The 25887-nt window shown below is 62.8% G+C and carries 22 protein-coding genes; 11 read left to right on the top strand and 11 right to left on the bottom strand.

What is annotated here, in order from left to right; genetic code table 11:
• Nucleotides 1-1752 carry a right-handed parallel beta-helix repeat-containing protein gene (locus I6E73_RS01690; protein ID WP_197122603.1) on the top strand — a complete coding sequence of 584 codons (1752 nt, stop codon included), beginning with the start codon at nucleotides 1-3 and terminating at the stop codon, nucleotides 1750-1752.
• Here I6E73_RS01690 and I6E73_RS01685 read toward each other — a convergent pair.
• From I6E73_RS01685 to I6E73_RS01675, 3 genes are all read right to left on the bottom strand, one after another.
• Nucleotides 1749-2954, bottom strand: a complete 1206-nt coding sequence (locus tag I6E73_RS01685) for a hypothetical protein (RefSeq protein WP_197122601.1) — start codon at nucleotides 2952-2954, stop codon at nucleotides 1749-1751. The two genes, I6E73_RS01690 and I6E73_RS01685, sit on opposite strands and share 4 nt — an antisense overlap.
• 11 nt (nucleotides 2955-2965) lie before the next feature.
• Nucleotides 2966-8296 carry a PKD domain-containing protein gene (locus I6E73_RS01680; protein ID WP_197122598.1) on the bottom strand — a complete coding sequence of 1777 codons (5331 nt, stop codon included), beginning with the start codon at nucleotides 8294-8296 and terminating at the stop codon, nucleotides 2966-2968.
• Nucleotides 8297-8433: 137 nt separating this feature from the next.
• A complete protein-coding gene (locus tag I6E73_RS01675; protein WP_197122596.1) occupies nucleotides 8434-9099 on the bottom strand; it encodes a hypothetical protein in 666 nt (221 codons plus the stop codon).
• A gap of 176 nt (nucleotides 9100-9275) precedes the next feature.
• Between I6E73_RS01675 and I6E73_RS01670 the strand changes: the two genes are divergently transcribed.
• From I6E73_RS01670 to I6E73_RS01660, 3 genes are read left to right on the top strand one after another with little or no spacing between them, the layout of a single operon-like run.
• Nucleotides 9276-10424: a DUF1972 domain-containing protein gene (locus tag I6E73_RS01670; protein ID WP_197122594.1), complete on the top strand. Its 1149-nt coding sequence runs from the start codon at nucleotides 9276-9278 to the stop codon at nucleotides 10422-10424.
• Entirely contained in the window at nucleotides 10421-11524 is a 1104-nt protein-coding gene (locus tag I6E73_RS01665) for a Gfo/Idh/MocA family protein (protein ID WP_197122592.1), read from the top strand. Before I6E73_RS01670 ends, I6E73_RS01665 begins: the two co-directional genes overlap by 4 nt.
• Nucleotides 11521-12447 (top strand): hypothetical protein, encoded by a 927-nt coding sequence (locus I6E73_RS01660; protein ID WP_231600504.1) that lies wholly within the window; start codon nucleotides 11521-11523, stop codon nucleotides 12445-12447. Before I6E73_RS01665 ends, I6E73_RS01660 begins: the two co-directional genes overlap by 4 nt.
• Here I6E73_RS01660 and I6E73_RS01655 read toward each other — a convergent pair.
• Nucleotides 12444-13208: a CDP-alcohol phosphatidyltransferase family protein gene (locus I6E73_RS01655; RefSeq protein ID WP_197122590.1), complete on the bottom strand. Its 765-nt coding sequence runs from the start codon at nucleotides 13206-13208 to the stop codon at nucleotides 12444-12446. The genes I6E73_RS01660 and I6E73_RS01655 overlap by 4 nt on opposite strands.
• A gap of 83 nt (nucleotides 13209-13291) precedes the next feature.
• On the opposite strand from I6E73_RS01655, the gene I6E73_RS01650 reads away from it, so the two are divergent.
• A complete protein-coding gene (locus tag I6E73_RS01650) occupies nucleotides 13292-14404 on the top strand; it encodes a glycosyltransferase family 1 protein (protein ID WP_197122588.1) in 1113 nt (370 codons plus the stop codon).
• 389 nt (nucleotides 14405-14793) lie between these two features.
• Here I6E73_RS01650 and I6E73_RS01645 read toward each other — a convergent pair whose 3' ends face one another.
• The gene (locus I6E73_RS01645; RefSeq protein ID WP_197122586.1) at nucleotides 14794-16332 is read right to left on the bottom strand and encodes a sugar transferase; all 1539 of its coding nucleotides are present in this window, start codon (nucleotides 16330-16332) and stop codon (nucleotides 14794-14796) included.
• Nucleotides 16333-16859: 527 nt separating this feature from the next.
• Between I6E73_RS01645 and I6E73_RS01640 the strand changes: the two genes are divergently transcribed.
• The 6 genes from I6E73_RS01640 to I6E73_RS01615 all read left to right on the top strand — a co-directional run bounded on the left by I6E73_RS01640 (nucleotide 16860) and on the right by I6E73_RS01615 (nucleotide 19657).
• The gene (locus I6E73_RS01640) at nucleotides 16860-17363 is read left to right on the top strand and encodes a hypothetical protein (protein ID WP_197122584.1); all 504 of its coding nucleotides are present in this window, start codon (nucleotides 16860-16862) and stop codon (nucleotides 17361-17363) included.
• On the top strand, nucleotides 17360-17815 hold the full coding sequence (locus I6E73_RS01635) for a hypothetical protein (RefSeq protein ID WP_197122582.1): 456 nt from the start codon (nucleotides 17360-17362) through the stop codon (nucleotides 17813-17815). Before I6E73_RS01640 ends, I6E73_RS01635 begins: the two co-directional genes overlap by 4 nt.
• A gap of 291 nt (nucleotides 17816-18106) precedes the next feature.
• Nucleotides 18107-18475, top strand: a complete 369-nt coding sequence (locus I6E73_RS01630) for a hypothetical protein (protein WP_197122580.1) — start codon at nucleotides 18107-18109, stop codon at nucleotides 18473-18475.
• Nucleotides 18475-18987 (top strand): hypothetical protein, encoded by a 513-nt coding sequence (locus tag I6E73_RS01625; RefSeq protein WP_197122579.1) that lies wholly within the window; start codon nucleotides 18475-18477, stop codon nucleotides 18985-18987. Before I6E73_RS01630 ends, I6E73_RS01625 begins: the two co-directional genes overlap by 1 nt.
• Nucleotides 18984-19421 (top strand): hypothetical protein, encoded by a 438-nt coding sequence (locus I6E73_RS01620; protein ID WP_197122577.1) that lies wholly within the window; start codon nucleotides 18984-18986, stop codon nucleotides 19419-19421. The genes I6E73_RS01625 and I6E73_RS01620 overlap by 4 nt, the downstream gene beginning before the upstream one ends.
• On the top strand, nucleotides 19421-19657 hold the full coding sequence (locus I6E73_RS01615) for a hypothetical protein (RefSeq protein ID WP_197122575.1): 237 nt from the start codon (nucleotides 19421-19423) through the stop codon (nucleotides 19655-19657). Before I6E73_RS01620 ends, I6E73_RS01615 begins: the two co-directional genes overlap by 1 nt.
• Nucleotides 19658-19761: 104 nt before the next feature.
• Here the strand turns inward: I6E73_RS01615 and I6E73_RS01610 are convergent, their stop codons facing one another.
• The 6 genes from I6E73_RS01610 to I6E73_RS01585 all read right to left on the bottom strand — a co-directional run bounded on the left by I6E73_RS01610 (nucleotide 19762) and on the right by I6E73_RS01585 (nucleotide 25860).
• Entirely contained in the window at nucleotides 19762-21078 is a 1317-nt protein-coding gene (locus I6E73_RS01610; RefSeq protein WP_197122573.1) for an L-fuconate dehydratase, read from the bottom strand.
• Nucleotides 21079-21180: 102 nt separating this feature from the next.
• The gene (locus I6E73_RS01605) at nucleotides 21181-21504 is read right to left on the bottom strand and encodes an L-rhamnose mutarotase (protein WP_197122571.1); all 324 of its coding nucleotides are present in this window, start codon (nucleotides 21502-21504) and stop codon (nucleotides 21181-21183) included.
• A 2-nt stretch (nucleotides 21505-21506) separates the two neighbouring features.
• Nucleotides 21507-22436 carry a carbohydrate ABC transporter permease gene (locus I6E73_RS01600; protein ID WP_197109214.1) on the bottom strand — a complete coding sequence of 310 codons (930 nt, stop codon included), beginning with the start codon at nucleotides 22434-22436 and terminating at the stop codon, nucleotides 21507-21509.
• The gene (locus I6E73_RS01595) at nucleotides 22433-23413 is read right to left on the bottom strand and encodes a carbohydrate ABC transporter permease (protein WP_197122569.1); all 981 of its coding nucleotides are present in this window, start codon (nucleotides 23411-23413) and stop codon (nucleotides 22433-22435) included. The genes I6E73_RS01600 and I6E73_RS01595 overlap by 4 nt, the downstream gene beginning before the upstream one ends.
• 92 nt (nucleotides 23414-23505) lie before the next feature.
• Entirely contained in the window at nucleotides 23506-24831 is a 1326-nt protein-coding gene (locus I6E73_RS01590; protein WP_197122567.1) for an ABC transporter substrate-binding protein, read from the bottom strand.
• A 162-nt stretch (nucleotides 24832-24993) separates the two neighbouring features.
• The gene (locus tag I6E73_RS01585) at nucleotides 24994-25860 is read right to left on the bottom strand and encodes an amidohydrolase (protein WP_197122565.1); all 867 of its coding nucleotides are present in this window, start codon (nucleotides 25858-25860) and stop codon (nucleotides 24994-24996) included.
• Nucleotides 25861-25887 lie beyond the last annotated feature (27 nt).

The following is a 25887-nucleotide window of genomic DNA, read 5'->3' as shown; positions in this document are numbered from 1 at the left end:
GTGAGCGTTGCGACAGGCACGACGAATCGGCGTTTTCGACGCCGACAGGTCTTCGCTGCGGTCGCAATCGTGCTCGCTCTCGCCATCGCTGCGAGTGCTCTAGTGGTCTCATCTCTCGGCGGCAGCGCCAACAGCACCGCTCGAACGAACGTTCCTGTTGTCGAGGGCGTCGGCGCCCCCGACGATGTTGCGGCGAGGGCTGCGGATGCCGGAGCAGCCGAACTCGGAACCACCAGTTACGACATCCAGTCCGGCGCTCTCTTCGTCTCGCCCACCGGCGACAACGACGCGGACGGCAGCCTCGCGTCACCGCTCCGCACGATCAGGGCGGCGCTGGCGCGGGTGACTGCCGGCGGCATGATCGTGCTGCGCGGCGGTGAGTACCACGAGGCGTTCACGATCGCCGAGGGCACCCCGGTAACGGTGCAGTCGTACCCGGGCGAGGTGGTCTGGCTCGACGGCAGCGAAGTGGTCGATGGTTGGCAGGCCGACGGGGAGCAGGCTGATGGCGAGCTCTGGTCGGTGGCGTGGGGCACCGTCTTCGACTCGAGCCCCACCTACGAACGGGGCGCCCCCGACAACACCGAGCAGTACTGGAACTTCGTGACCGCCGGGCATCCGCTCGCCGCGCATCCGGACCAACTGTGGCTGGATGACGCCCCACTCACGCAGGTCGGCTCGCGCGACGAGGTGACGGCGTCGAGCTTCTTCCACGACGAGAGCGCGGGCGTGCTGTACCTCGGCGAGAACCCCAGCGGCCACACCGTGAGGGCAAGCACGCTTCAGCGGGCCCTGAGCATCCGGGCAGAAGGATCGACGATTCGCGGCATCGGCATTCGTCGCTTTGCGCCCTCGGTGCCCGACTTTGGCGCAGTCACGGTCGAGCGACCCGGTGTGACAATCGAGAACGTGGTGATCACCGAGTCGGCTACAACGGGCCTGTTCATCACGGCGGCCAACACGACGATCCGCCAGGTGACGGTTACCGAAAGCGGGATGATCGGAGTGGCCGCCAACTACGCCGATAACCTCCAGATCGACGGGCTGAAGGCATCCGGCAACAACACGGAGTGGTTCAACCGCGCACCCGTCGCGGGCGGGCTAAAACTCACGCGCTCGCGCACCGTCGAGATTCGCAACTCTGACTTCTCCGACAACAACGCGACCGCCCTGTGGTTCGACCAGTCGTGCCGCGACCTGACCATCACGGGCAACACCTTCGTGGGCAATGCCGGCCACGGGCTCTTTCTCGAAATCTCGGCCCGCGCGCTCGTGGCCGACAACTACCTCGCCGACAATGGCATCTTCGGCATGAAGATCAATGACACGAGCAGTGTCGAGATTCGCGACAACGTCGTCGTGGGCAGCCGCAACGCCATCGCGGTGCTTCAAGACAACCGCCTCAAGAGCGACGAGAACGAAGCCGGTCACGACGAACGGTATCTGGATGACGCCGAGATGACCTGGGTCGGCACCGACGTGAGCATCGTCGGCAACACACTGGTCGACAGCAGTGAAGCTCTCATCTGGATCGAGGACTACTCCCGCACCCGCAGCGCCCGCGACTTCGGCATCACCGTCGACAACAACCTCTACGTGCGCGCGACCGAACTCGAACCGCGAACCCTCATTGCCTGGCCGACCAACGCGATCGGGGTGACCCCGTTTAGCTCGCTCGCCGACTTTGCACGCGGCACCGGGCAAGAGCAGACCGGGCTCGAGCACCTCGGCGGCAGCGTGATCGAGCGCTAGCCGGCCCGCACCAGCGGCACGAGAATCATCCAACGAATCCCGAGCCCGCCCAGAATGGATGCCGCGGCCAGCGCCGCCGGAACCCACTGCACGTCTCCCCCGGCCAGCAAGATGGCGCTCACGAATCCGATGGCGAGAACGGTATCGGCCGCCCGAATAGCGAACACGGCCGCTTGTTTTCCGCCGACCGCCGCGAGCGCACCATACGGAGTCACGGCGGCAATAGACGCGGTGTAGGCGATCCAGCCAATCACGGCGAGCAGATCGGGCGCGGTGCCAAAGAGTAGCGCACCTCCCCACGGCAGGAGCGCGACAAGGAGCGCGCCGACGACCACGGTGAGGCTGACCAGAGTGCTGACGGCCCGGTCCGCTCGCCGTAGTTTCTCGGCCAGAGGCTTGCTGTTGTCGCGCGCGAAGGAGACGAAGAGATACGAGCTGAGGCCACTGACCGCGAGAGTGGCCGGGGCGACGAAGACGCGGCCCGCCTCGAGCAGTCCGGTGGCGGCGAGGCTGGCGAGCACGGTCACGAGGGTGCGCACGACGGTGAGCAGGGCGGGGCGGAGGAACTGTTGGCCAGCCCGCCAGATGCCGTAGCGAAAGACGGTGCCAACGCCCCCGCGCACGAAGCCCACGACGAAGCGTTCTTGCCGCGGCAGCAGCACTGCGCCGAGCCCGATAGCGGCGAGCTGACCGGCCGCCACGGCACCGAGAAACACGAAGAGGCTGAGGGCTCCGGCGAGCGCACTCAGCCCGATCACGGCGAGCGCGACCGCGAACGACGCGAAGTCGATCACCATGACGCGCCAGAATCCGAAGCCGGCCATGAGCAGGCGACGCATGAGTTCTTCGAGCGCGAAGAGGGCGACGCCGGCTCCGAACATCGCGGCGGTTGGGGCATCCAGAAGTCCGGATGCTCCCGCGAGCGCAGCAGACAGCACTCCGGCCCCCACAGCAATACCGAGAGCGAACTGCTGCAGCGCCGAGCGCACGGCCGGAGCACGCCGTTCCAGTACGACGAGCGAGTCGCCGACCATCCCACTCGCAAGTCCGGCGACGAGCACCATCACGCCATACGCGATGGCAAAAGCGCCGAGGCCATCAAAACCGAGCGTGCGCGCGACAAGCGCCTGAATCGTGAAGCTCGAGAGAGCCTGCATTCCCTGAGAGCCGATTGCTCCGAGGGCCGACCGTTTGCCTGACACGCTCAGGCTGCCTACTGCACGGGGCGCGCGCTGAAGTTGTCGAACCTCACGGTCACGGGAGCGTTGGGTGCCGAGCCCGAGAGGTAACTCTCGAACCCGACCGAACCTGCCGCCTGCAACGCTGCCGTGGAATCGGTAGTCACGAGCTGCCAGGCGGCCGGCTCGGTGTCTCCCTCCTTCCACAACTTGGCCGAAATCGTGGTCGGGCTCGTGCCCTCCACCGTGGTCTTCAGGATGAAGGTATCCCCAGCCGCGTAGGTCATTCCCGGCACGTTCATGTTGGCGAGCACTACCGTGGAGCCCGACATGATCTGCAGTCCGACGACTCCGCCAGTTTGCAGGCGCAGGCGCGCTTGGTAGAACGCCGACCCAACCTGACGACCAATCACGCCCACGACAATGTGGCCGGATTCGGCAGCCTTATCGGTGGTGATCTCCACGTGAGCCTCTACCGAGGTTTCGCTCACGCCCGCCAGTAACGCCCGGCGAGTAGTACCCGAACTCGTGTGCACGAAAGCACCCTCGCCGCTACCGACGGTGTAGGTCGAGTTCGTATTCGACGACCAGGCCCCACCCGTGTTGGCGGAGCCCCAGCCAGCGGCAACCGTGCGCTCGAAGGCGTCTTCGGCGAAGGCTGCGCCCGGCGGTGCCGTCACGACGACATCGTGACTGACCGTTCCTGTCGCCGACTCGTCATCCGTCACCGTGAGCACGACCGTGTAGGTACCCGAGCTGGCGTAGCTGTGCGAGGGCGTTGCTCCGGTGTCGCTCGCACCATCTCCGAAGTCCCAGGCGTAGCTCGCGACGCTGCCATCGGCATCCGTCGATCCTGTCGCATCGAACGTCACGGCGAGCTCGGCCGCCGACGACGTGAACGCGGCAGTGGGTGCCTGGTTCGCCGGAGTCGAGCTGACGGTGACGGGGTGCGTCACGGTAGCCGTGGCGCCCTGATCATCCGTCACCGTCAGAACTACCGAGTAGGTACCCGCGGTCGCATAGCTGTGATCGGGGCTCGTTGCGGTGCTCGACTGACCATCGCCGAAGTCCCATGATCGAGAGGCGATGCTGCCATCGGGGTCGCTCGACGCACTCGAGTCGAAGCTTGCGGTCAACAGATTCACCGCGCTGGTGAAGGATGCCGTTGGCAGCAAATTCGTCGGCGTCACGGGCTCCTCGGCGTGGCCTGCAGTCGCCACGAACGAGTCGTAGCTCACATGCACGGGAGCATTCGTAGCCGAGCCAGACAGGTAGCTGTACTGACCGACGGCACCCGCGGTTTGCAGGTTGGCAACCGACGAGGTTGCGGTGAGGGTCCAGTCGCTGGGTTCACTTGTTCCCTGCTTCCAGACCTTGCCGCGAATGGTCGTCGGCGAGGTTCCGAAGGTTTGCGCTTTCACGAGCAACACGTCGCCTGGACTAAAAGTGAGGCCCGCAACATCCGTGTACGCAATGTTGGTCGAGCTGCCACTCAGTAGCTGGAAGGCGAGGGTGCCGTTGGAGAAGTAGCGCACGCGGGCTTGGTAGAAGCCGTTGCCCACTTCGCGCATCGTGATGCCCGTGTAGGCGCCACCACCCGTGATTGCTTTGTCGACGGAGATGCTCGCGCTGACGGTCACGTCGTCCGTCGAGACGCTCGGGAGCCAGGCGTGCCGGGTAGTGCCCGACGAACTGTGGTTCACGACTCCGACATCCGATTCGACCGAGAAGTTGCCGTTGCTGTTCGTCGACCAATCACCACCGACGAGAGCTGTGCCCCAGCCGGAGGTTTCGGAGCGAGCGAATTCGTCGCGAGCAAGCACGGTCACGACGGGCGGATCGAGAGCGATCACGTCATGACTGACCGTTCCTGTAGCCCCCTGGTTGTCGGTCACGGTGAGGGTGACGGTGTAGGTGCCGGCTGCCGTGTAGAGATGCGAAGTGCTTTCTCCACTAGCGGATGCTCCGTCGCCGAAGTCCCAGGCGAACGAGCTGATCGTGCCGTCGCTATCGGCCGAGCCACTCGCGTCGAAGCTCACCACGTTGTCGGTGGTGTCACTCGTGAAGGCTGCGGTGGGCGCCACATTCGGAGCCAACACCGTCACTGTGGCGGAGGCGGTTGCCGAGGCTCCCTTGTTGTCGGTCACCGCGAGGGTGACGTCGTAGGTTCCCGCGGCGGCATACGGGTGATCGACCACGGCATCCGTGCTCGATGCACCATCACCGAAGTCCCACGCGTAGGCGTCGATAGTGCCGTCGGGGTCGGACGATCCGGTCGCGTCGAAGCTCGCGACGAGATCGCTCTCCGAGTGCGTGAACTCCGCAACCGGTGCTTCGTTCGCCGTGCCGATGAGGAAGTGCGAGCTGATTTCGCTCGGGGTCAGCACCGTCTGGTACACCGCAAACTCATCAAGGTCACCGTCGAAGTAGTTCGACGATGCCACTCCCACGGTGTTGCCGCGGCCAAGTCGCCAGTAGCCCGAGAACGTCTGGGTCGGTGTTGCAGCACTGGATGCCACCACCGCACCATCGACGAACAACTGCAGCCCTGCTGATCCCTGGGTCGCTACCGCCTGATGCCAATTGCCATCGTTGTAGGAGGCGGTGCTCGAGACGGTGGTGCTGCCCGTACCGAACACGAGCGTTCCGTCGTTGCGCATGATCACGTTGTCGCCATAGTTGCTGGCGGTGCCGGTGGCGGAGGATCCGAACTCCACGAGCTTTCCGCCGGTGCTGCTCGTGGTTCTGAACCACACTTCGCTCGAGAACGTCGAGGGGTTCGGCAGTGAAGTTGTTGTCGCCGCGAGCGCCTGCGTGAACTGCGTGGCCGAATCTGTTGTTCCGCCCAGAGCACCGGGCACGTTGCGCGTGTAGGTTCCGCTGAGGTTTCCGTTGAGTCCCTGCAGACCGGAGTCGTTCACGACAGCACCGGAGGCTTCCCCCAGTCGCCAGTACAGCTGCGGGCTCGCGTTGTAGACCGCAGCACCGTAGGCGTCGGTCGGTGCGGGCGGTCCGGAGAGCGACCGGCCCGAGAGCTCGAAGTGGTTCTGGATTTGGCTCGAGGTGAGGGGGGTCGGGTACACCGCTACTTCGTCGATGGCACCGTTGAAGTAGTCAGAGCCACTCCAACTGCGGTCTCCACCGATGCGCCAGTAGCCCCAATAGTTCTGGCCCCACACCACGTCGGGATTCACGCCAACGCGCACTCCGTCAACGAAGAGTTCCATTCCGTCGGCGCCCATGCTGGCGACGACCTGATGCCACTCGTTGTCGTTGTACGCCTTCGCGCTTTGCACGATGCGAGTGCTTCCGGTGTACACGCCGAAGTTCAGGCGGCCCGAACTGTCCATGTACACATGGCGGTCGTAGTTGCTTGAGTTGCCGGTTTGACGGTTACCGAAGCCGACGATCTTGCCGCCCGAGGTTGTACTCGTCTTGAACCAGGCTTCGACCGAGAAGGTGTTGTCGCGCCAGATTTGGGTGTTCGATCCGGCGTAGCTATTCGAGCTTCCCGTGAAGGTCGCGGCGGTATTGCTGTCGCCGATGATTGCTCCGGATGTTCCGAAGCCCACGTTGTTGGTCGCGGTCGCGTTGTCGCGAGCCACGCTGTCGACCACGGTGTTTCCACTCTCGCCAAGGCGCCAGTAGTTGGAGGGTTGATCCTCCATCACGGCCGCCGCGTAATCGCTCAACTGGCCAGTGGCACCGGCGGTGAAGGACACCGTCGAACCCCAGCCGTTGTTGCCATACGGGTCGATGGCGCGCAGTCGATACGTGTAGGTCTGGCCCGGCGTCAGGCCGGTATCCACGTAGGTCATGGTCGGGCGGTCGTAGAACCGCGACGCTTGCTCGGTGACGTAAATGGGTGATCCACTCTTGCCATCACGGATGAGGTGGTACGTCAGATTTTCGTTGTCACGATCCCAGTCGGCGGTCCAGCTCAACGCGATCGTGCCGGGAGCGGGAGAGCTCATCGTCGGGGTCAAGTCGGCACCGGTCAGGCGCGGGCCATCCGCATTGGGAGCGATCGCCGGAATCGCGAATCTCAGCAGTCCCTGCTGGTTCTGCCCGTTGACGCGCGTGAATTCGCCGCCGAACACGGCGTACTCAGCGTTAGACGTGACATCCCACGGGCCCTGGTACTGGCCAGTGAAGGTTCCGAGGTTGATGTCGGGGAAGAAGTTCAGCAGCGACGGGCTCGAGTTGCCCGACCAGTCGTGGTAGCCGTAAGGGTCACGGGAGATGCTTCCGGTGGCGTCTTTCGAGAACGCGATTCCGCGGTTGAACGACCACGGGTTCGTCTGCGGGAAGGCATCGATATTGCCGCAGTAGTGCGAGTGCCCTGCGGCATAGATGGCTCCGTTGGGCGCGGGAGAAACCGAGTAGGTATCACCGTGGCAGTCGTTCACCCAGACGAGTTCGCCATCCGACCAGTTCGACCGGAAGACGCCCTCAAGGTTGCCGCCGGAGCCGTAGACATAGCCGGTGCCGTAGAAGCTGTCAGCGTCAGACGAGAGCGAGAAAATGGCGGCGTTGAGGCCGGCGTTACGCACCTGATTATTGGTGGCGAAGGGCGTGATGAGCGCGCCCCCAGCGGCATCCACCATGGCAAGGCCGTAGCCGGGATTGCTCGATCCGTTCACGGTCGTGAAGTCTCCGCCAATCACGACTTTGGATTCATCCGGGGAGACAACGATGCCGAAGGCTCGACCGCCGGCGAGCTCGGGAGCCCACGAGGTCACCGCACCGTTCGAGGCGAGGGCGGCAGCACCACCCAGCCGAGTGTTTCCGCTCACCGAGGTGAATGGTCCCGAGAAGAAGACCTGCGTATTCGTGGCCACGACCGCATAAACGCGATAGTTGGCGCCAGCATCGAAGCCACCGTAGATGGCTCCCGTGGCGGTGTTGAACGCAACGATGCGACTTTTGGAGACACCGTTCACCGACGTGAAGTCGCCGACCGCATAGAGCCGGCTTCCGTCAGGAGATGCGGCCAGTGCACGAACTTGCCCGTTGAACGTCGGAGCCCACGACAGCAGGGCGCCAGTCGTGAGGTTGTACGCGAGCACGTACGAGCGACTCTGCTCGTTAGTGCCCGCGGGCGAACCATACGGTCGGGCTGAGCTGAAATCGCCAGACGCGTAGACAGTGTTGCCCACGATGACCTGGTCCCAGACCACACCATTGATCTGGGGCGTGGGTAAGGGATCAGTAGACACAGTGGTGGGCACAGGCGGGGCAGCCGCAGTGTCGGCAACAGCTGCGGTGGGCAGCGTTACGGTGAGCAAAGTCGCAATTAATGTCATCGCCGCTGCGGCGGAAACAAGTCTCAGCGGGTTCGGTGGCATCTGGCGGGTTAAGCGCATGATGTGCCTTCTCGGGGGTTTGTGGCTATTCAGGTTCCACTTGGTGGGTCACCATACTCCCCCTCCGCCCCGTTTGGGTGCCCCCCAAAAGGGGGTCACGTTTCAGGGGTCGCCCGCCGAGGTGGGTAGACCGATCGTTACAGCAGGTCCGCGATATCCCCCTGGAAAACAACCGGTTGCACGTCGACGGAGTAGTCGACGAGAAGGGTGACATTGCCACGCTGATCAGCAGGAACAGTGAAAATGTATACGCCATCGATCGCCGAATTTGCCGCGAGGGATGCCGGCAGCGGTGAGCCGCCCGGCTCACGAAGTTCGGGCGCCGGCGTGCGGTCGGCACCGAAGTAACAACTGATCACGGTTGTGCGCAACGAGACCACTGACGAGGTCGAGTTCGTCATCGTGACCGTCACGCGCAACGACGGACCAGCGACTTCACCGGGGCCGCGAGCGGTGCCATCGACCTCCTCAACCTTGGTGACTTTTGCCACGAGGCCGGGGGTGACGTCCGCTGGCTCCTCGATCGGAACGGGTGTGACATCGGGCACGGCTGGCCCGTCGACCGGTGCCGCTGTCGCTGATGCTGCTGGCGACTCCGTCGCTGCCCCTGAACTCGGCGTCGCCCCGGGGGAAACGCCGGGATTCGCGGTCGGCGCGAATTGCCCAAACAGCACCACCCCGAGCACGACGAGGAGCGCAACGACGATACCGCCCGCAATCATGCGACGGGGGCGGGTGCCCAGCCACGACGGCGTGGCCGCCACGGCTTCAGGCTCTAACTCGGTTCCTGGGTGCTTCGACATAGTCATGGCAGCTCCGTGCCTCGGGAGTGGTCGGTACTGGACGGTACACCCGCGCCCTTCAGCACCGTACCCCCTGTTCTGGGGCCACAGCGTAAAACGCGAGCGGCGTACACTTCCAAGCCAGACAGTGGGGAGTCTGGTCGAAGTTCTTGAGTCCGTCAACGGAGGAGGGAAAGTTGAACGACCCACACTCCCCTGCCGAGCGCGAACCAATTGTGCGCCTCCTCGGAACTCACGGCATTCCTGCCGCGTACGGCGGCTTCGAAACGGCAGCCGAGAACGTCGCCATTTTTCTGCGCGACCACGGCTGGTGTCCTGTTGTTTACTGCCAAGTTCCGGGCACCGGCCCCATCACGACAGACCTGTGGCACGGCATCGAACGGGTACTGATTCCGGAAGAACGCGAAGGATGGTTGGGCACCGCACGCTTCGACCTCACCTCGATCCGGCATGCGATTCGACACCGCGACATCTGCCTCACGTTTGGCTACAACACGGCCGTGTTCAACATCCTGCAGCGCCTCAAGCGCATCCCGAATGTCATCAACATGGACGGCATCGAGTGGTCTCGTTCCCGCTGGGGCAAGGGTCGGCAGGCAATTCTGTGGATAAACGAACGGATCGCGTGTTGGGTGGGCAATCGACTCATTGCCGATCATCCGGTCATCGAAACCTATTTGGCCACGCGCGCTCGACGCTCGAAACTCGTCACGATCACGTACGGCGCCCACGCTGTCGAAGCCGCTGACACTCTGCCGGTAACCAGTCGCGGCCTCACGCCCGGGCGCTATCTCACGCTCATCTGTCGGCCCATCCCCGAGAACACGATTCTCGAACTTGTCACCGCGTTTTCCCGAGAACGCCGCGATCACCAGTTGGCGATCTTCGGCACCTACGACGACAGCGATCCCTATGCGCGGGCGGTGCGCGACGCCGCCAGCGACGAGGTGCTGTTCGTCGGCCCGATTTACGAACCCGATGAGGTGTCGTCTTTGAGATTCCATTCCCTTGGCTACCTGCACGGCCATACCGTTGGCGGCACTAACCCCTCGCTCGTCGAGGCAATGGCCGCCGGCAATGCGGTGATCGCTCACGACAATCCCTACAACCGTTGGGTAGCCGGTGACGGTGCACTCTATTTTTCGGGCGTGGATGACGCAGCCGCCCACATCACGACGCTGCTCTCGTCGCCCGATCGCCGGGCTTCGCTCGCGGCCGCCAGCCGCGCCAGGCATGCCGCCGAGTTCACGTGGGAACGCGTCGCGGGGCAGTACGCGGAGCTCCTCGCCGAGCACCTCCCCGCTAAGGCCGGAGCTAACGCATGATCCGCGTGGGAGTGGTCGGGCTCGGCAAAATGGGGCTCTCACACTTGTCGATGATTCGGGCGCATCCGGACGTCTCGGTGGAGGCAGTTGTCGATTCGGCTGGCTACATCTTGGGGGTGCTGTCGAAGTACACGGGCCTGAAGACCTTCACCGATTTCGAGAAGATGCTCGACAGCGTTGAACTCGATGCGGTGCTCATCGCGACCCCGACCCGCTTTCATGCGGCGATGGTGCGCACGGCTCTCGACCGCGGCCTTCACGTGTTTTGCGAGAAGCCCCTCACGCTCACCGCAGCGGAATCCGCCGAGCTTGCGGCAGTCGCAGCCGTCCGTGGCCTTGTCACGCAGGTCGGCTATCACAACCGTTTCGTCGGCACCTTCCGCGAGGCAAAGCGACTGTTGGAGGGGGGCGCGATCGGCCGGGTCACCCACCTGCAGGCCGAGTCGTATGGCCCGGTCGTGCTCAAGGCGAAGGGCACGACGTGGCGCAGCAAGCGCACCGAGGGCGGCGGTTGTCTCTATGACTATGCCGCGCATCCACTCGACCTCGCGACGTGGTTTGTCGGCAACGCGACCGGCGTCGGCGGCACCATTCTGGGCAGCGTCTTTTCGGAGAACACCGAAGACGAGGTCTACAGCACGATTTACTTTGCCGACGGTGTGAGCGGGCAGCTCTCGGTGAATTGGTCAGACGAGTCGTACCGCAAGATGACCACCCGGGTGAGCATCTTCGGCACTCAGGGCAAGATCATTGCCGACCGCCAAGAGATTCAGGTCTACCTGCGCAGCACCGCCCCCGAACTCGAGGGCTACGAACCCGGCTGGACGATCAAGTCGACCACCGAGCTCACCGATGAGGTGTGGTTCTACCTCCGCGGAGAGGAGTACAGCGCCCAACTCGATCACTTCGTGCAGCGCATCGGTGACCCCTCGCTGCCCGCCACCAACGACTTCGCGAGTGCTGCCATCACCGACCGCATCATCGAACTGCTGACAGCGGATGCCGCTGCCGGGCCCGCCACGACCACCCTCGTCGGCGAGACCACGGCTTCGACCGCACCCAAAGCCCGCCGTGGAAGCCTTCTAGGGAGACGCTCATGAGCACCACCGCCCCGCGCACCGCCGACTCGGGCGGCCCGCTCACCACTCCCGGTTCGTCGAAACTCGACCCGGTGCTGTTTGGCGATAACCAGTTCTTTGGCATCAACCATCGCTCCGAGGAGAAAGCGCGCGAGCAGGCCATGCGCTTTCAGGATCTGGATGCGATCATGGCGGTCATCGACGATGCCTACGCCAGCGGCATCCGCACTCTCATGTGCACAACGCACGACCGCATTGCCGATGTCGTGGAGCGGGTGCGCGCTGACCCCGAGCGCTACGACGGGTTCTCGTTTTTCCCCTGCATGCCCTACGCGCACAAGTACGCAGACGCGGTCACCGAGAACGGAATCTTGGGGGCCCTCAATCGCTTCATGCCCGGCGAAGGCATGCTCAACGCGATGATGCGCGGCGGCCGTTCGCTGGCCAAGAAAGACATCGAGGGCATCATCACCCTGCTGGTGGATGCCGAGATGGCCGGCTTCGCTGGCGTGCGCACGCCTGTGGTCTGGTTGCAGAACGTTGTCGTCGATCTGCTGCTGGGGCTCGGCTTTACCGACGCCTTTGCGATCTTCGCGAACCATGTGCGCACCCGCTACGGCGCCGAGCCCGGCTTCATCACCATGAACCTGCCGATGCTGCTCGATCACCTCGACCAGGCCGGCATCGAGAATCCGCTCGTGTGTTCCAACATCAACAAGATCGGGTTCCGGATGTCGGGCGGCGTTGAGGCCTATCAGGATGCGTTGGCCAAGCGGCCGTTCCGTGCTGTCGCGATGTCGGTGTTTGCGTCGGGAGCGATCCCCCCGCGAGAGGCACTGGAGTGGATCTATGCCCAGCCCGGAATCGAATCAATCGTGTTCGGGGCATCCAGTCGCTCTCACATCGAGAGCACCGTGGCGCTCGTGCGCGAGTTCGAGAACTAACTCGCGTCGATAGCGCGCAGCTGGCGGAACCAGCGCCCAAGCACAGCGAGCAGGATGAGCGCGTTGGCGAGGAACAGCAGTCCATAGAACACCACGAAGCCGTTCATCCAGCCAAAGAGAACAAAGCCGAGGCACAACACGGCGTAGTCGGTGGGAATCGCGACAATCGTCTGCAGCCAGCCACCACCACCACTGGGCTTGGCGTAGGCGCGCCCGCGCTCGGCGGAGGCAATGCGGCGCAACTGATCGGTGAGAATCATCGCGAAGAAGAACACCGACGACACCACGATGAAGCCGAGCGGAATCAGCAGGATCGTGTCGGGCCATCCAGTGTCGAAACGGTACAGCGAGATCAGGATGACACCGTGAAAAATCACGATCTTGAACGCGTCGACCACGTGATCGAGCCACTCTCCCGCTTTCGTACCGCCGCCGCGCAAGCGCGCCAGTTGGCCGTCAGCAGAGTCGAGGGCGTACCCGAGCAGCAGCAGGAATGCCACGAGGATGCCGAGCCACCAGCTCGGCTGCACGGTGGCCACGAGCACAAGCGCGATCGCCGTCATGAGCGCGCTGAGGCCGGTGACCTGATTGGGTGTGCGCCCGGCGAGATAGGCCGCGGCGGCGAGCAGGCGGCCAAGGCGGCGGTTGATCCACCGCGAATACGGCGGAGCACCCCGGCCGGGCTTTTGAGCGGACGCGAGCGAGCGGACAATCGCACCGAATGTTTCCGGCACTTCTGGGCGTTCCCCTGTGGCGGTCATGTTTCACCATAGCCCCAGGCTCGGGGCTGGGTCGAGAGCTCTCCCCGGTGGGCAGCGGAAGCGCCGGGTCTAGCATGGGGGTCATGCGCGTTCTCTTTGACGGGTTCTGGTGGGTTCGAGGTCCGGCCTCGAACCGTCAAGTGCTGCGCGAGTTCGTGTGGGCCTGGCTGCGCGAATTCCCCAATGACGAGGTCACGGTGGCGGTGCCCCGAGCATCCATCGATACTGCGCGTTCAGAGCTGCCCGCGAGCGCGGACGTTGTCGGCACCCGCCTCCGACCTCAGGGCGTCAGTGCGATCGTCGAGCTGCCCTTTATCGCGAGACGACTGCACGCGGATGTCACCATCACCCACAATTTCACGCCAGCGTTGGGTCGCTCAGCGGTCTTCATCCACGACTACATGTTTCTCACGTCGCCCGAGTGGTTCACGCTCAAGGAGCGCGCGTACTTTGCGCTCATGCCGCTGAGCTCTCGGCGGGCGACGTGGCTGTTCACATCGTCGGCGACGGAGGCTGCGCGCATCAGCCGGCTGAGCCAGGGTCGCCCGGTCACGCCGATTGGGCTGGCCGTGGGGCGCGGGCTCACGGAGTCCGCTCCACGAAAGCCGCCGGGGCTCGACGACCTAGCAGGCGATTTTCTGCTCTGTGTTGGCCGACTCAATGCCCGCAAGAATCTGGCGAACACCATCGAGGCAGCCCTTGCCTCAGGTCGCGCCACCGAGCGCACTCCGCTCGTGATCGTCGGCGAACCGCAAGGGCGCAGCGCTGAGCTGCCGGCTGCGGTAGACGCTGCAGTGAGGAGCGGCGCCATCCGATTTCTCGGCTTCATCGACGACGACGAATTGGCATGGCTCTACGCCCACACGGCGCTGCTGCTCTTTCTCACTCGTGACGAAGGCTTCGGGCTTCCCGTCATCGAGGCGCTCTCGTTCGGCGCACCAGTTGTCGTGAGCGACATCGTTGTCTTTCACGAACTAGCTGGAGCGCAGGCGACATTCGCCGACCCTGATGATGTGGCGGCTATCGCTGCGGCAATCCGTTCGGCGCCCGCGCGCGAGCATCCGTCCACGGACGGCGTGACGCTAGCCTCGGATGCCGCTCCACAGTCAGCAGAAAGCACCCGCTATTCCTGGGCTGCCAGCGTTCGCGCCCTCCGCGCGCGCATCGTCGACGACCCACACCGGGCCTCACGCTAACCGCTCCATTTCGAACAGAGCTACTCCTCTTAATAAGGGCACGCGCGCACGGCCCTCCCGACGCGGCTTCATTCTTCTTAATGGGGTGGCCTTTGTGGCTCATGATCGGGCGCCCGCCGCTGACTGCGCAGTCCGCTTCGCGTGAGCTGGTGGACTTGCCGTGCGGCGGTGATGAGTGAGTGTCGGAGGGCGCCGAGGCCTCCCGAGCGTGCCATCGGTTCCGTTCACGACAGCTCCTCTCATGTCGGCCTGCACGGGTACACGAAAATCCCACTTCTCGTGGCGCATATCAGCGACGGGTTTTGCCCTCACCGATCTCCCGATGACAACGGTGAGGGCGTCTGGGGGGAGACATGCTGGTTGAGGTGAATAGCGGTGCGCGCACATCGTCAGTAGGCTCCGACCGGCTTGACGAGCACTTTGAAGGTGCGCCACATGATGACAAGGTCACCGACGACGGACCAGTTCTCGACGTAGTAGAGGTCGAGGCGCATGCTGTCTTCCCAGTTCAGGTCGGAGCGGCCGTTGATCTGCCACATGCCGGTCAGGCCTGGCTTGATGTAGAGGCGACGATTGACCTTCCCTTTATAGGCGCGCACTTCGCTGGGTAGGGGCGGTCGGGGGCCGACAAGGCTCATGTCCCCCTTGAGTACATTCCAGATCTGGGGCAATTCGTCGAGAGAGTACTTACGGATGAAACGTCCCACTCTGGTCACGCGGGGGTCGTTCTTCAGTTTGAAGAGCACACCGGAGCCCTCGTTCTCCGTTTGCAGTTCGGCCAACTTGGCGTCGGCATCCGAGACCATCGAACGGAACTTAAACATTCGGAACGTCTCGAGATCTCGACCCACCCGCACTTGGCTGTAAAACGCGCCACCCGGGCTTTCGGCACGGATGATGAGCGCCAGAAGCAGAAACAGCGGCGCCAGCACGATGAGGGCAATCGCAGAGACCGCAATGTCGAGCCCTCGCTTCACCACATGCTTGCCACCATCAAACTGCGGAATTTCTACGTGGATGAGCGGCAGACCTTCCACTGGCCGAAAGTGGATGCGGGGTCCAGCCACATTGGCAAGGCACGAAGCCAAGATCAGCTCAGCCGCGGTGCCTTCCAATCTCCAGGCGAGATTGCGGATGAAGTCATTGCCAAAGCCGTGATCGCCGGCGACGATCACGGCGTCAGCCCCGAGATCCGCTGCGGCCTCCACTACCTCTTCGGGCGTGAAGCTGTAGGGGTGGGGAGCGCCAGCGGTCCTGGGGGCGCTGATTTCTGGGTCGGTGAGAACCCCGACAAGTTTGAACGCAGTGCTCAGGTTTCCCTTAATGCGGGACACCACGTAGTCGATCTCGGAGCGCGTGCCCACCACCACCACGCGCGAGAGCGCGTGCCCGTACCGACGCTGCGTCGTGAGCCACCGACGCCACGCCCACCTACTGACGAGCAGGCCAACGACGCCCAACGCCATAGTCACCACGGTGGCTTTGCCTGGGAAGCCGACCTCAATCACCAATACCGTGACCGACAGCAGCCCGAACGCGGTCATGCATGCCGTGATTACGCGCTTATATTCATTGGGACCGGAACCGATGATGCGCCAATCCCGGGTGTGAAATGCCTCAAGCACCAGGATCCACACGAGCGCAATCGCGCCCAACCCCAGCCACACGATTGGCGGCAACTCTGAGATGAAACCGGGGGTGCTATCGACGACCGCCCGGGTAAACACCGCAGCGATCATCGTGACGACAATGATGGCGGCATCCGAAATGAGCAGTCGTGTTTGGTAGGCACGAGCCCACGCCACCCCAGAGTCAGGGTGGGGATTGCTCGGAGCATGGGGTTCGAATTCAACGCCATCGACCAGTCGAAGTCGTGCACGTTCGTTGTCGCTGGGCTCTGCTTCAGGAAACTTTCGGAGCTGACTCATCGGTCAACTCCCGATCTGGCACGCCTGAATTTCCGGGCGTTGCACAGAAAGTTGGTGCAGCTGCTGGGCGGATGACAGGGGAGATTCGATCATGGCTTGCATCGGGATCACGACATTTCGGGTGTCGGCCTAGAGGGGACGCTAATAGGAGCGCTGCGGGGGCGCGCTGCGGGATGGCGTGCCAATCGGCACGCACTGCGGGGGCGGGTTGGTTAAACTGCTCTGATCGTTCTGACCCCCCAAAGGGGGTAGTGGTGAAGATACTCCCCCTCCCCGTGGGTGCGTACCCCCATTTTGGGGGGTACGCGGCGTGTCGGTTGGGTGACGCGACCGTTTTCGCCAACCAAATCCAGCGGAACTACAGGGATGCAGCCCCACTTCAGAGTTGTGCTCGCCGCAAACGCCCCGGGCCAGTACCGCCAAGTGGTCTACCCGCTTGACGGTGTTGAGCACGTGCCCCAGGTGCATCGACTGGTGTAGCTTTCGAAGTGAACTCAACATTCACCGAGCGGGAGGCCCGAAAATGCATGAGCGGCTTCACGACCGATCCCCTGCGATTCATGGCGTGGTGGGCAAAGCTGCTCTTCTTTGTCACGGCAATAGCGTTGCTTCAACTTTGCTATCTTCTGCTGGATGCCGTCGGAGCATCATCGGCCGTCTCACTCTTGTTCGGCGTCGCTTTCACGTCGCTTGCGTTCGTAGTGGCGGTGCGCACCTTTCGCGGCCGCGCCGAGCCCATCACTCCTCCTCGGCCCTGGTGGCGCGCGACTGCGCGCCCCACCGCCGGGTTCGTTCTCGGAGCGCTCGAGATGTGGCTCGCTGGGTACGAAGTATGGCTTCTCGTCGCTGAGCCCGCAGTAGGGCTGATCGCTTGGGTAGCGCACATTCTCTCTCTGCTGCAGACGCTGCTCATCGCTGGGTACTTCATTAACTCGTCGGTGCGACTGCGCGCCCTCCCCCCTGAACGCAAGCCCGCGCCCTCCGGACTCGTGCCACCACGACGTTCCCTCGGCGCCCGGCAGCTGCGATGAACCCACAGAGCCCCACCACCGGCAGGCTTCGCGATTCTCGCGCAACTGCGCTAGCCGCTTTCGCTGGTGCAGCCATCGGTGCACTCTTCGTCCTAGTGTGTGTCCTCCTTCCGGCACCATCATCAACGACGACCAATCCGGTGCTCTTCGTGCTGACCGGTTCAACAATCGGCGCAGTCATCGGCATCGTCGTGTGGTCAATCAGCCTCGTGGGCTTCTGGGCAGCCGACCCCTCGCGGTTTCGCATCCTTTTTGGCGTCGGAATCGGCACTCTTGCCCTTACGCCTGCCCAGTTCTGGATCCTCCCAGCAGCATGGCAGGTTGCTCCCGCTTGGGCCCTACTCGCTCTTATCATTGCGCCCATTGCGCTACTCAGCGTTGGTCTCTGGCTCATTGCTCCCTCGCGCACCGCAGTGAGCCCCCACCCCAATAGAGGCACAAGCGCCCACTAATGCTCAGTTTCCCTAGCGATTGAACGTGCTCAACCGCTAGCGTGACAGTGTCCTGTACCGCGCAGGAATTGCGAGGGAGCTGACGGGTACGTGAAGGATCTGCAGTCCCGTGAGCAGTGGTTCACCAACCAGCGTGTTTCCGTGGGGCTCGTGTGCCCGAGCGTGATGCCTGCCGAGACTTTTCTCCCGGCGAGGCTACTCACCGAGGAGGTACTGAGCGTCGGGTTTCAGGTAGGCCTGTTTTCGGCTTCCGATGCGGTTCGAATAACACTCCAGCGTCTCGCAGAAGGTGTGACCGTATCCCAGCGGGAGGAGCGCAGAGCGTTCAGTTTCCGCGACGACGCACACGAAGTTGAGGTCGAACTGCTGGACGTGACCCTGCACAACTTCACCGAAGCGGCGCGCGTCTGCCGCTTTCTCATCGTAAGCAGCTATCGCGAGATGTGGGGCCAGCTAGACGACCCACAGGAGTCACTTCAGTCCTTCCTCATTACTTGGCAGGAGGGGGCTGCGGATTTTGGCGAGTTCGGCAGCCCAGAACCCCGGCTCAGCGACATCCTGCGCTTCGATCGCACACAGCGTCGCGCCTTAGCGAGTCTTGATCGCGCTCTCGACTTCGAGAAGTCTGAGTTGCTGCGTGCAGGCAAGGCGATCTCGTGATGGATGCAACGCTTCCGATCGTTCTCGATGAAAACGGTGACCTTTCGATGTTCCTCACCATCGAAGCTGCCTGCCTTGCCGTTGAAGCGATCGACGTTGTCAACGAAGAGTACGAGGGGTTTGATGCACTCGGCCGCACGCTGACCCTGTCAGCCCACGGGGAACTCGTCTCGATCGAAGTGAACGTCAACAGTGAGCCGGAACCCGCCGAGCTCGCACAACGACTGCGCAGCTACTTGAACAATGACTGGGTGAAGCAGCGCGGAATAGAGGTTTCGGCCGATGCAACACTGCCGGAGCTCGTGCACGCCCTAGTGCGGTACCAGTATGGCGTCGGCGGACCAGCGGGCTACGGGACCCAGAACCTGCGCGGCCTAAAAACCCGAGTGGGGTGGGAGCGTCATGGTGGGCGGGGCGTGCTTCGCATTTCAGCGACGTGGATTCCGTGGGACCGCCATCAGGGTCGCGGTCGAATCGAGTTGATCCCTAACGGACCGGAGCTGCCGAAGTGACCACGAACATTGCAGTACCCGTTGCCGAGAAGGTGGCCGAGCGGATTGCCGCCCGCTTTCCGACAATTGAGGTCGTCGTGCATCCGCAATTTCTCAACACATTTACGGCGACGGTTGACTTCACACCACCCACGCCCGACGCTGTCGACATCTCTGTGACCGTGGTTTCTGACGGCGGCTACGTTCTTGAGGCCGGCCCCGATCTCGTCTTCGAAAGCAACACCGAACCCGGCGGCATCGACGCCCAGGTGGCCGAAATTGCGGAGCAGATTGAAGCCTTCGGGCAGTTCGGAGTGGTGAAACTCCAGACGCGCCCGTATCTCGGCTTCCTCTCCCCCACGCTGCTCGGAGCGCCCGGCGCTGACCCCGAGCTCGACAAGTGGATGGCGCGCCGCACCTCTCGCGTGATCCGCACGTGGAAAGCGTGGGTGTGATGCTTGAAGCTCGACGGATGCCGCTCGTGCCCGGAACAAGCGCACGACGCCTTCATCGAAGCGCGGTTCAATTCATCACAGTGTGCGTTGCTCTCTCCGCCGTCGGGCTCACTCTGATCGTTATCGGCACACAAGGCATTCCCGTCGCATATCCCGTCGGAGTCACGCTTGCGATAGCGAGTGGACTCGCTCTCGGGTGGATGCAGGTTTACGGCTACAACCGAGTCGAGGCGTGAGAGACGCGTGAAGCTGCTGCGGGCTACAACACGATCAGCAGCCGACGGTACGAACTCCCGCTCGTGCACGATGTCTCCGGTGTGATCGTGCGGCGCCCCCGCAACTACGACGCGACAGCCGCAGCGACACCCACCCAGTAGCTCCCCGCGGGGAACGAGAACTCGGCGACCGACGACTCGTGCATCTGCGCCGAGTAGCCCGGTGCCATCGGCACCCGGTAGGCGCCGTTCTCGACGATGCAGGGGTCAACGAAGTGTTCGTGCAGGTGGTCGACGAACTCGGTTACCCGGTTCTCGAGCGTGCCTGACACGGCAACGTAGTCGAAGATCGAGAGGTGCTGCACGAGCTCGCAGAGGCCAACGCCACCAGCGTGCGGGCAGACAGGAACGCCAAACTTCTTGGCCATCAGGTACACGGCGATGATCTCGTTCGGGCCCGCGAGGCGGGCAGAGTCGAGCTGGCAGAAGTCGATGGCTTCGGCCTGGAACATCTGCTTGAAGAGCACACGGTTCATGCCGTGCTCTCCCGTGGCGACACCGATCGGAGCAACAGCCTTACGGATCGCGGCATGGCCGAGCACGTCATCCGGGCTCGTCGGCTCTTCGATCCACAGCGGGTTGAACTCGGCAAGCGCCTTCACCCAGACAATTGCCTCATTGACATCCCACACCTGGTTGGCGTCGATCATGAGCTTCGCGTCGGCACCGATCACTTCGCGAGCGATACCGCAGCGACGGATGTCCTCGTCAAGGTTTGCGCCGACCTTCAGTTTGATGTGGCGGTAGCCAGCATCCACAGCCTCCTGACAGAGACGGCGAAGCTTCTCGTCGGAGTAACCCAACCAGCCGGCACTCGTCGTGTAGCAGGGGTACCCCGACTCGGTGAGTTCGGCGATGCGCTGCTCCTTGGTGGGAGCGAGCTCGTGAAGCATCGCGATCGCTTCCTCTTTAGTGAGGGCGTCGGTGAGGTACTGAAAATCGGCGGTGTCGACGAGCTGCTCAGGAGTCATGTCGGCAAGCAAACGCCACAGCGGCTTACCCGCACGGCGAGCAGCAAGATCCCACACGGCATTCATCACGGCGGCCATCGCCAAGTGCTCGACACCCTTTTCTGGTCCAAGCCAGCGCAGTTGCGAGTCAGACTTCAGCTCGCGGTAAATGCCGCCGAGGTCGCCGACGATCTCATCGACATCCCGGCCAACAAGCGGTGCAGCCCGCTGCTCAGCAGTGAGCGCACAGATGTCATTGCCTCGACCAATCGTGAAGGTAAAGCCGTAACCCGCGACGCCCTCTTCGTCGGTGCGGAGTACAACGTAGGCGGCCGAGTAGTCGCCATCCTTATTCATGGCGTCTGAGCCGTCGGCGGTGAGCGACGTCGGAAAACGCACGTCATAGACGTCGACGCTGGTGATAGTAGTCATGCTGAAGAGTTCTCCTTGCTCAGAACCAATAAGAGGTATGTCTGCGCGGGTGAGGCGCATCTGGTGCGCTGCGGTGCGCGGTATCGCTAGGTGGCTGGTCAGTTAGTCAACGTGGAAGACCTCGGGCAGCTCTTTCCACCACTCGCCTTCGGCACGATCATCCAGAGGCTGCTGCAGCGGTTCTTGAAGAGCCCACCACCGCTTCGTCTCGGGGTCCGCGGCAATCGCTGCCTGATCGGCTTCGTAGTCGTCCCCCGTGTATTCGAAGTACGAGAACAGCAGGTCGCCGTGACGATAGATCGAATAGTTGTGGATGTTGCTGGCCGCGAGTCGTTCGAGAATCGTTGGCCACACGGCGGCATGGTACCGCTCGTACTCGTCGCGGTTCTCGGGTGGGAGGCCGATGACCTGGGCTACTCGTTTCATGGTTATCCCTTCACCGCACCAACGGTTTGTCCACGCATCAGGAAACGCTGGGCCGTGAGGAACACGATCAGCAGCGGGATCATGGAGATGAACGTGGCGAGCGCGAGCTGGGGCATGTAGAGCTTCACGTCGAGGCCGGCCGCCACTGTTGCATTGAACAGTGGGCTCGCGCCGATGAGCTCTTGGATGCCGATCGAAATCGTCTTGTTTTCCTGGTTCGAGGTTAGTAGAGCCAGCGGCAGGAAGAAGTTCGTCCAGTTGGCCACGAAGGAGAAGAACGCGACGAGCGCGACGACTTGCTTCGAGATGGGCAGTGCCACGTAGAAGAAGGTAGAAATCTCGCTGAGGCCATCGATGCGGGCTGCTTCTACGAGCTCTTGCGGCATGGTCGTCATGAAGTGGATATAGACGAGGTAGGTGCCGAAGGGGAAGAAGCCCATGATGACGGCGACCGGCCAGAGCTGGCCGACGGCTCCGATCGCGTTCACTTCGAGGAACAGCGGGATGACGAGAACAGTGTTCGGCATCACCATGGCGAGCAGGGTGGCGAAGAGCAGCACCTTGCGGCCACGGAATCGCAGTCGCGCTAGCGCATACCCCGCTGGAAGCGCCGCGATAAGGGCGAGCACCCCACCAACGATGGCAATCACGAGGGAGTTTCCTACCCAGCGGGTGAAGAGGCCACCATCACCGGGGCCGAAGCCGTTGATCTGGCTCCAACTGAACACAACGTTGTCCCACGAGACACCGCCGAGACCAAGGAATCCGTCGGTGCCCGCAAGGACACCCTCTTGGCTGCGGAAGGCCATCGCAATGAAGCCAATGATGGGAAGGATGAAGGCGGCAGCAACGATCACCATGACGGTGATGCGGGCAATTCGGCCGACGGTCCAGTGTTTGGCGCCGACGACGCCGGGAGCGCTGTTGCTCATCGCTTCTTCTCCTTTTCGTCGCCGAAGAGTCCACTCTTCATCACGATGACGACTCCAATGCTGAGGGTGATTACGAGCAGAATGATGGAGAGTGCTGCTGCGGCCGGGAAGTTTCGGTTAGTGAAAGCGAAGGCGTAACCCAATTGGGTTGGTGCCCATTCGCCGGCGATCGCGCCAGACGAAATCTGTCGCAGCAGGTAGGGCTCCAAGAAGAGCTGGAATCCATAGGCAAGGTTCATGAGGGCGGCGTAGCCAATCCAGGGGCGGATGAGCGGAAGCTTGATGTGCCACGCCAGATCCCAGGCGCTCGCGCCGTCGATCTTGGCGGCTTCAAAGATTTCGTCAGGGATGCCGTTGAGGCCACCGTTGACGACGATGATCCAGGTTCCGACACCTTGGAAGAACAACATTCCGGTGAGGATCATCGGCATGTTGCCGTCGGTCACGATCTCTTTCAGCGACCCGAACCCGACTTCTTGCCAGAGCGGCGCGAGCGGTGACTGGGTGGGGTGAAGGAGGTAAACCCAGAGCACGAAGTTCGCGATTCCGCTCAACGCTCCCGGGATGAAGTAGAAGAACCGCATTGTGTCGCCGAAGCGGCCGGGGCTGGCATGAACCAGCAAGGCTAGGCCGACGATGCCGACCATCATGAGCGGCAACCACACGATCATGACGGAGAAGATGTTGATGAACGTTCCGGAGAACCGATAGTCGGTGATTACCGTGATGAACGAGTCAAAGCCGCCGAATCCGCTGGTGGGGTCGACGAGTGTTGGAGCTTTTTGCAGGGCGATCCAGAAGGCATAGCCAATGGGGATCGCTGCGGCAACAAGAAGCAGCGCGAGGTAGGGGGCAAGCAGAATCCAGGCGCCGCGTGATTCCGCGTGGCGTGTACGGTGACGCCGGGGTGTGGTGGATGCACGGGGGCCGGTGGCCGGTGGCTCCGTGCCTTTCGTGGCTAGCGTTGAGCTGCTCATGTAGTCCTCGCCTATGAGTTCGGGAGTGGAACAGAGCGTGGGGGCCTCAAGGATCTGAAACCCCCACACCTGCTGTGCCTAGCTGGTTACTTCTATTCGGCGGTGACCGTGTAGCCGACCGAGTTGGCGCGGTTGACGAGTTCAGTACCGAAGGTGCTGAGTGCATCGCTGACGGATCCATCCGCGATCAGCGTGGGGCTGACCGTTTCGGTCCAGGCTGCACCGGTGTCGTAGAGCATGTAGGAGTACGGCGCTACTGCTGCCGCTGCATCCTTGAATGCCTGCTGCACGGAGGAAACATCAGCGAAGTAGCCGTCTTCTGCGAGCTTGTCGAGCCAAGCATCCTGAATCGGGCCATAGCCGGGGAGACCGGTTGAGAGCTCAACCTGCCATGCCGGGTCAGTCGCGACGAAGGTGGCGAAGGTCAGCGTGTTTTCGAGCTGCTTTCCGGTGATGTGCGAGGAGACGCCCCAGAGGCCGCCACCTTCGTTACCGGCGGTCGGGCTTGATTCGCCTTCCCAGGTCAACGGTGCGCTTGCACTCATCTCGCCGGCAGGAATCTTCCAGGTGTCGCGGAAGAGATAGTTGCCCCACCAGACGGCACCGGGGCTCATCACGAGGTTGACGCCAGCTGCTGCGGCGTCACCGTCGAAGATGCCCTGTGTGGTGAGTGCTCCACCGTCATACATCTGTGTGAGCAGTTCGTTGGCGCGAACACAGTTCGGGTCATCGAGGTTGATGTGAACTTCCGACTCTGAGAGACGGTCGTTCGTGGGGCAGTCCGCGGCCTGAAGGTAACGGTTGACGGCGTAGGCGTCGCCGAGGAATCCGCTGATCTTGTCGGGGTGGTCTGCTGCAATCTCCACAGCTAGGTCGCCGTAGCCTTCCCACGTGGTGGGCAGCGTGTAGCCGTTCTCGTCGAAGAAGGCCTTGTTGTACCAGAACACGTCGGGTGCAGCGTCGTTGCGGAGGCAGCGGATCTGACCATCGATGTCGCAGAACGAAAGCACTGCGGGGTCGTAACCATCGATGACATCGGGAAGCAGATCGGTGAGGTCGGCAGCGTAGTTGCTGGCAGCACCAGTTGCCCACGCAATGTCGTCGTTGGAGGGGAAGAAGATGGCGTCAGGCCATCCGGAGCCGGCGGAGTCGAAGTTGGCGAATGCCTGCTTCACGGTCTGGCCACCAACGGTTCCATCGATCTGCACAACGTCGATTTCGATCTCGGGGTGTGCCTCTTGGAAAGCTTCTGCGGCGGGAACACGGGGCGGATCAACCCACACCGTGATTTTTCCACCCGAGTCAGTCTGCTCGGGGGCGGTGGCGCCTCCGTCAGCTGAACAGCCGGATAGAACGAGTGCAGCGGCCGAAATTATGGCCACTCCTGCACTGGCGGAAAGGAACCTCTTGGTCTTCATTGACACTCCTTGGTGAGATTTCTACTGCTTCGTAGTGGAGAGAACAAGGCCCTGGAACGGCTCGAATTCTCCGGTGCTCAAACGTTATACCAACCGCGGAAGTTGTGCAAACGTTTGATCAAAGGTTTTTCAACTGTTATCTGGCGATTTTCGCTCGGCGCCTTAGCAACCAATGCGAGCGGGATCGATGCGGTAGAACTCTGCCGCAGTACGGCCAAGCAACTGCTCGCGGTCCGCGGCATCCACGCTGTCAAAGAGCGGCTGGAGGCCCTGCCACACTCGCGTGTACCCGCCGGCGAGCACCGAAATGGGCCAGTCGCCGCCGTACATCAAGCGTTTCGCCCCGAAAACCTCGAGGGCCCGCTCAAAGAACGGACGCACGTATTCGGTCGTCCACTGCTGCGGATCACCAGCCGCCGAATACAGCCCGCTGACCTTGGCGTAGACGTTCGGGTTTTCTGCCGCCGCGGCGATAGCCGACCACCAGGGCTCGCGCTCCTGGAGCCCGATGGGCGGTTTCGCCAAGTGGTCAATGACCATGCGAAGTTCCGGATGCCGCCGCGACAATTCAGGAATCAGCGCCAAGTGCTCCGGCAGAACGGCAACCACGTCGAAGGTGAGCCCGGCGCGCTCCAGCACCGTGAGCCCCTCGTCGACATTGGGCCGCAGCAACCACTCCGGGTCTTCTTTATTGTGGATGAGAGTGCGCACCCCCACCATGCGAGTGTCACCCTCCCACGACTCGATCGTGCGGGCCGCCTGCGCGGGACGATCGAGGGGCGCGTAGCCCACGATCGCCGCAACCTCATGGTTAGCGGCCGCGCACTCCGTCATCAAACGCGTGTCATCGAAGTTGTCTGCTGACTGCACTTGAACCGTGTAATCGACACCGGCATCCCGCAACTCAGGAAGGAGTTGATCAAGGGTCATCACCTGATTGATCGGTGCCAGTGATTCGTCGAGCCAGTCATAGTGAGCCCGATTGGGGTTCCAGATGTGCTGGTGAGCGTCGATGATTGGAAAAACCACGGTGTAGTCCCTTCGCAGGTGGCCAGT

It is taken from the genome of Salinibacterium sp. SWN248, from assembly GCF_015864575.1.
Lineage (GTDB): Bacteria > Actinomycetota > Actinomycetes > Actinomycetales > Microbacteriaceae > Rhodoglobus.
The sequence above is the reverse complement of the archived record's forward strand: the minus strand, read 5'-3'. Positions and strand labels throughout refer to the sequence as shown.

Bases quoted from the DNA above. Each gene is read 5' to 3' on its own strand.
- I6E73_RS01680 (WP_197122598.1), bottom strand. From the start codon at position 8,296: ATGCGCTTAACCCGCCAGATGCCACCGAACCCGCTGAGACTTGTTTCC.
- I6E73_RS01675 (WP_197122596.1), bottom strand. From the start codon at position 9,099: ATGTCGAAGCACCCAGGAACCGAGTTAGAGCCTGAAGCCGTGGCGGCC.
- I6E73_RS01665 (WP_197122592.1), top strand. From the start codon at position 10,421: ATGATCCGCGTGGGAGTGGTCGGGCTCGGCAAAATGGGGCTCTCACAC.
- I6E73_RS01660 (WP_231600504.1), top strand. From the start codon at position 11,521: ATGAGCACCACCGCCCCGCGCACCGCCGACTCGGGCGGCCCGCTCACC.
- I6E73_RS01655 (WP_197122590.1), bottom strand. From the start codon at position 13,208: ATGACCGCCACAGGGGAACGCCCAGAAGTGCCGGAAACATTCGGTGCG.
- I6E73_RS01650 (WP_197122588.1), top strand. From the start codon at position 13,292: ATGCGCGTTCTCTTTGACGGGTTCTGGTGGGTTCGAGGTCCGGCCTCG.
- I6E73_RS01645 (WP_197122586.1), bottom strand. From the start codon at position 16,332: ATGAGTCAGCTCCGAAAGTTTCCTGAAGCAGAGCCCAGCGACAACGAA.
- I6E73_RS01640 (WP_197122584.1), top strand. From the start codon at position 16,860: ATGAGCGGCTTCACGACCGATCCCCTGCGATTCATGGCGTGGTGGGCA.
- I6E73_RS01635 (WP_197122582.1), top strand. From the start codon at position 17,360: ATGAACCCACAGAGCCCCACCACCGGCAGGCTTCGCGATTCTCGCGCA.
- I6E73_RS01625 (WP_197122579.1), top strand. From the start codon at position 18,475: ATGGATGCAACGCTTCCGATCGTTCTCGATGAAAACGGTGACCTTTCG.
- I6E73_RS01615 (WP_197122575.1), top strand. From the start codon at position 19,421: ATGCTTGAAGCTCGACGGATGCCGCTCGTGCCCGGAACAAGCGCACGA.
- I6E73_RS01610 (WP_197122573.1), bottom strand. From the start codon at position 21,078: ATGACTACTATCACCAGCGTCGACGTCTATGACGTGCGTTTTCCGACG.
- I6E73_RS01605 (WP_197122571.1), bottom strand. From the start codon at position 21,504: ATGAAACGAGTAGCCCAGGTCATCGGCCTCCCACCCGAGAACCGCGAC.
- I6E73_RS01600 (WP_197109214.1), bottom strand. From the start codon at position 22,436: ATGAGCAACAGCGCTCCCGGCGTCGTCGGCGCCAAACACTGGACCGTC.
- I6E73_RS01595 (WP_197122569.1), bottom strand. From the start codon at position 23,413: ATGAGCAGCTCAACGCTAGCCACGAAAGGCACGGAGCCACCGGCCACC.
- I6E73_RS01590 (WP_197122567.1), bottom strand. From the start codon at position 24,831: ATGAAGACCAAGAGGTTCCTTTCCGCCAGTGCAGGAGTGGCCATAATT.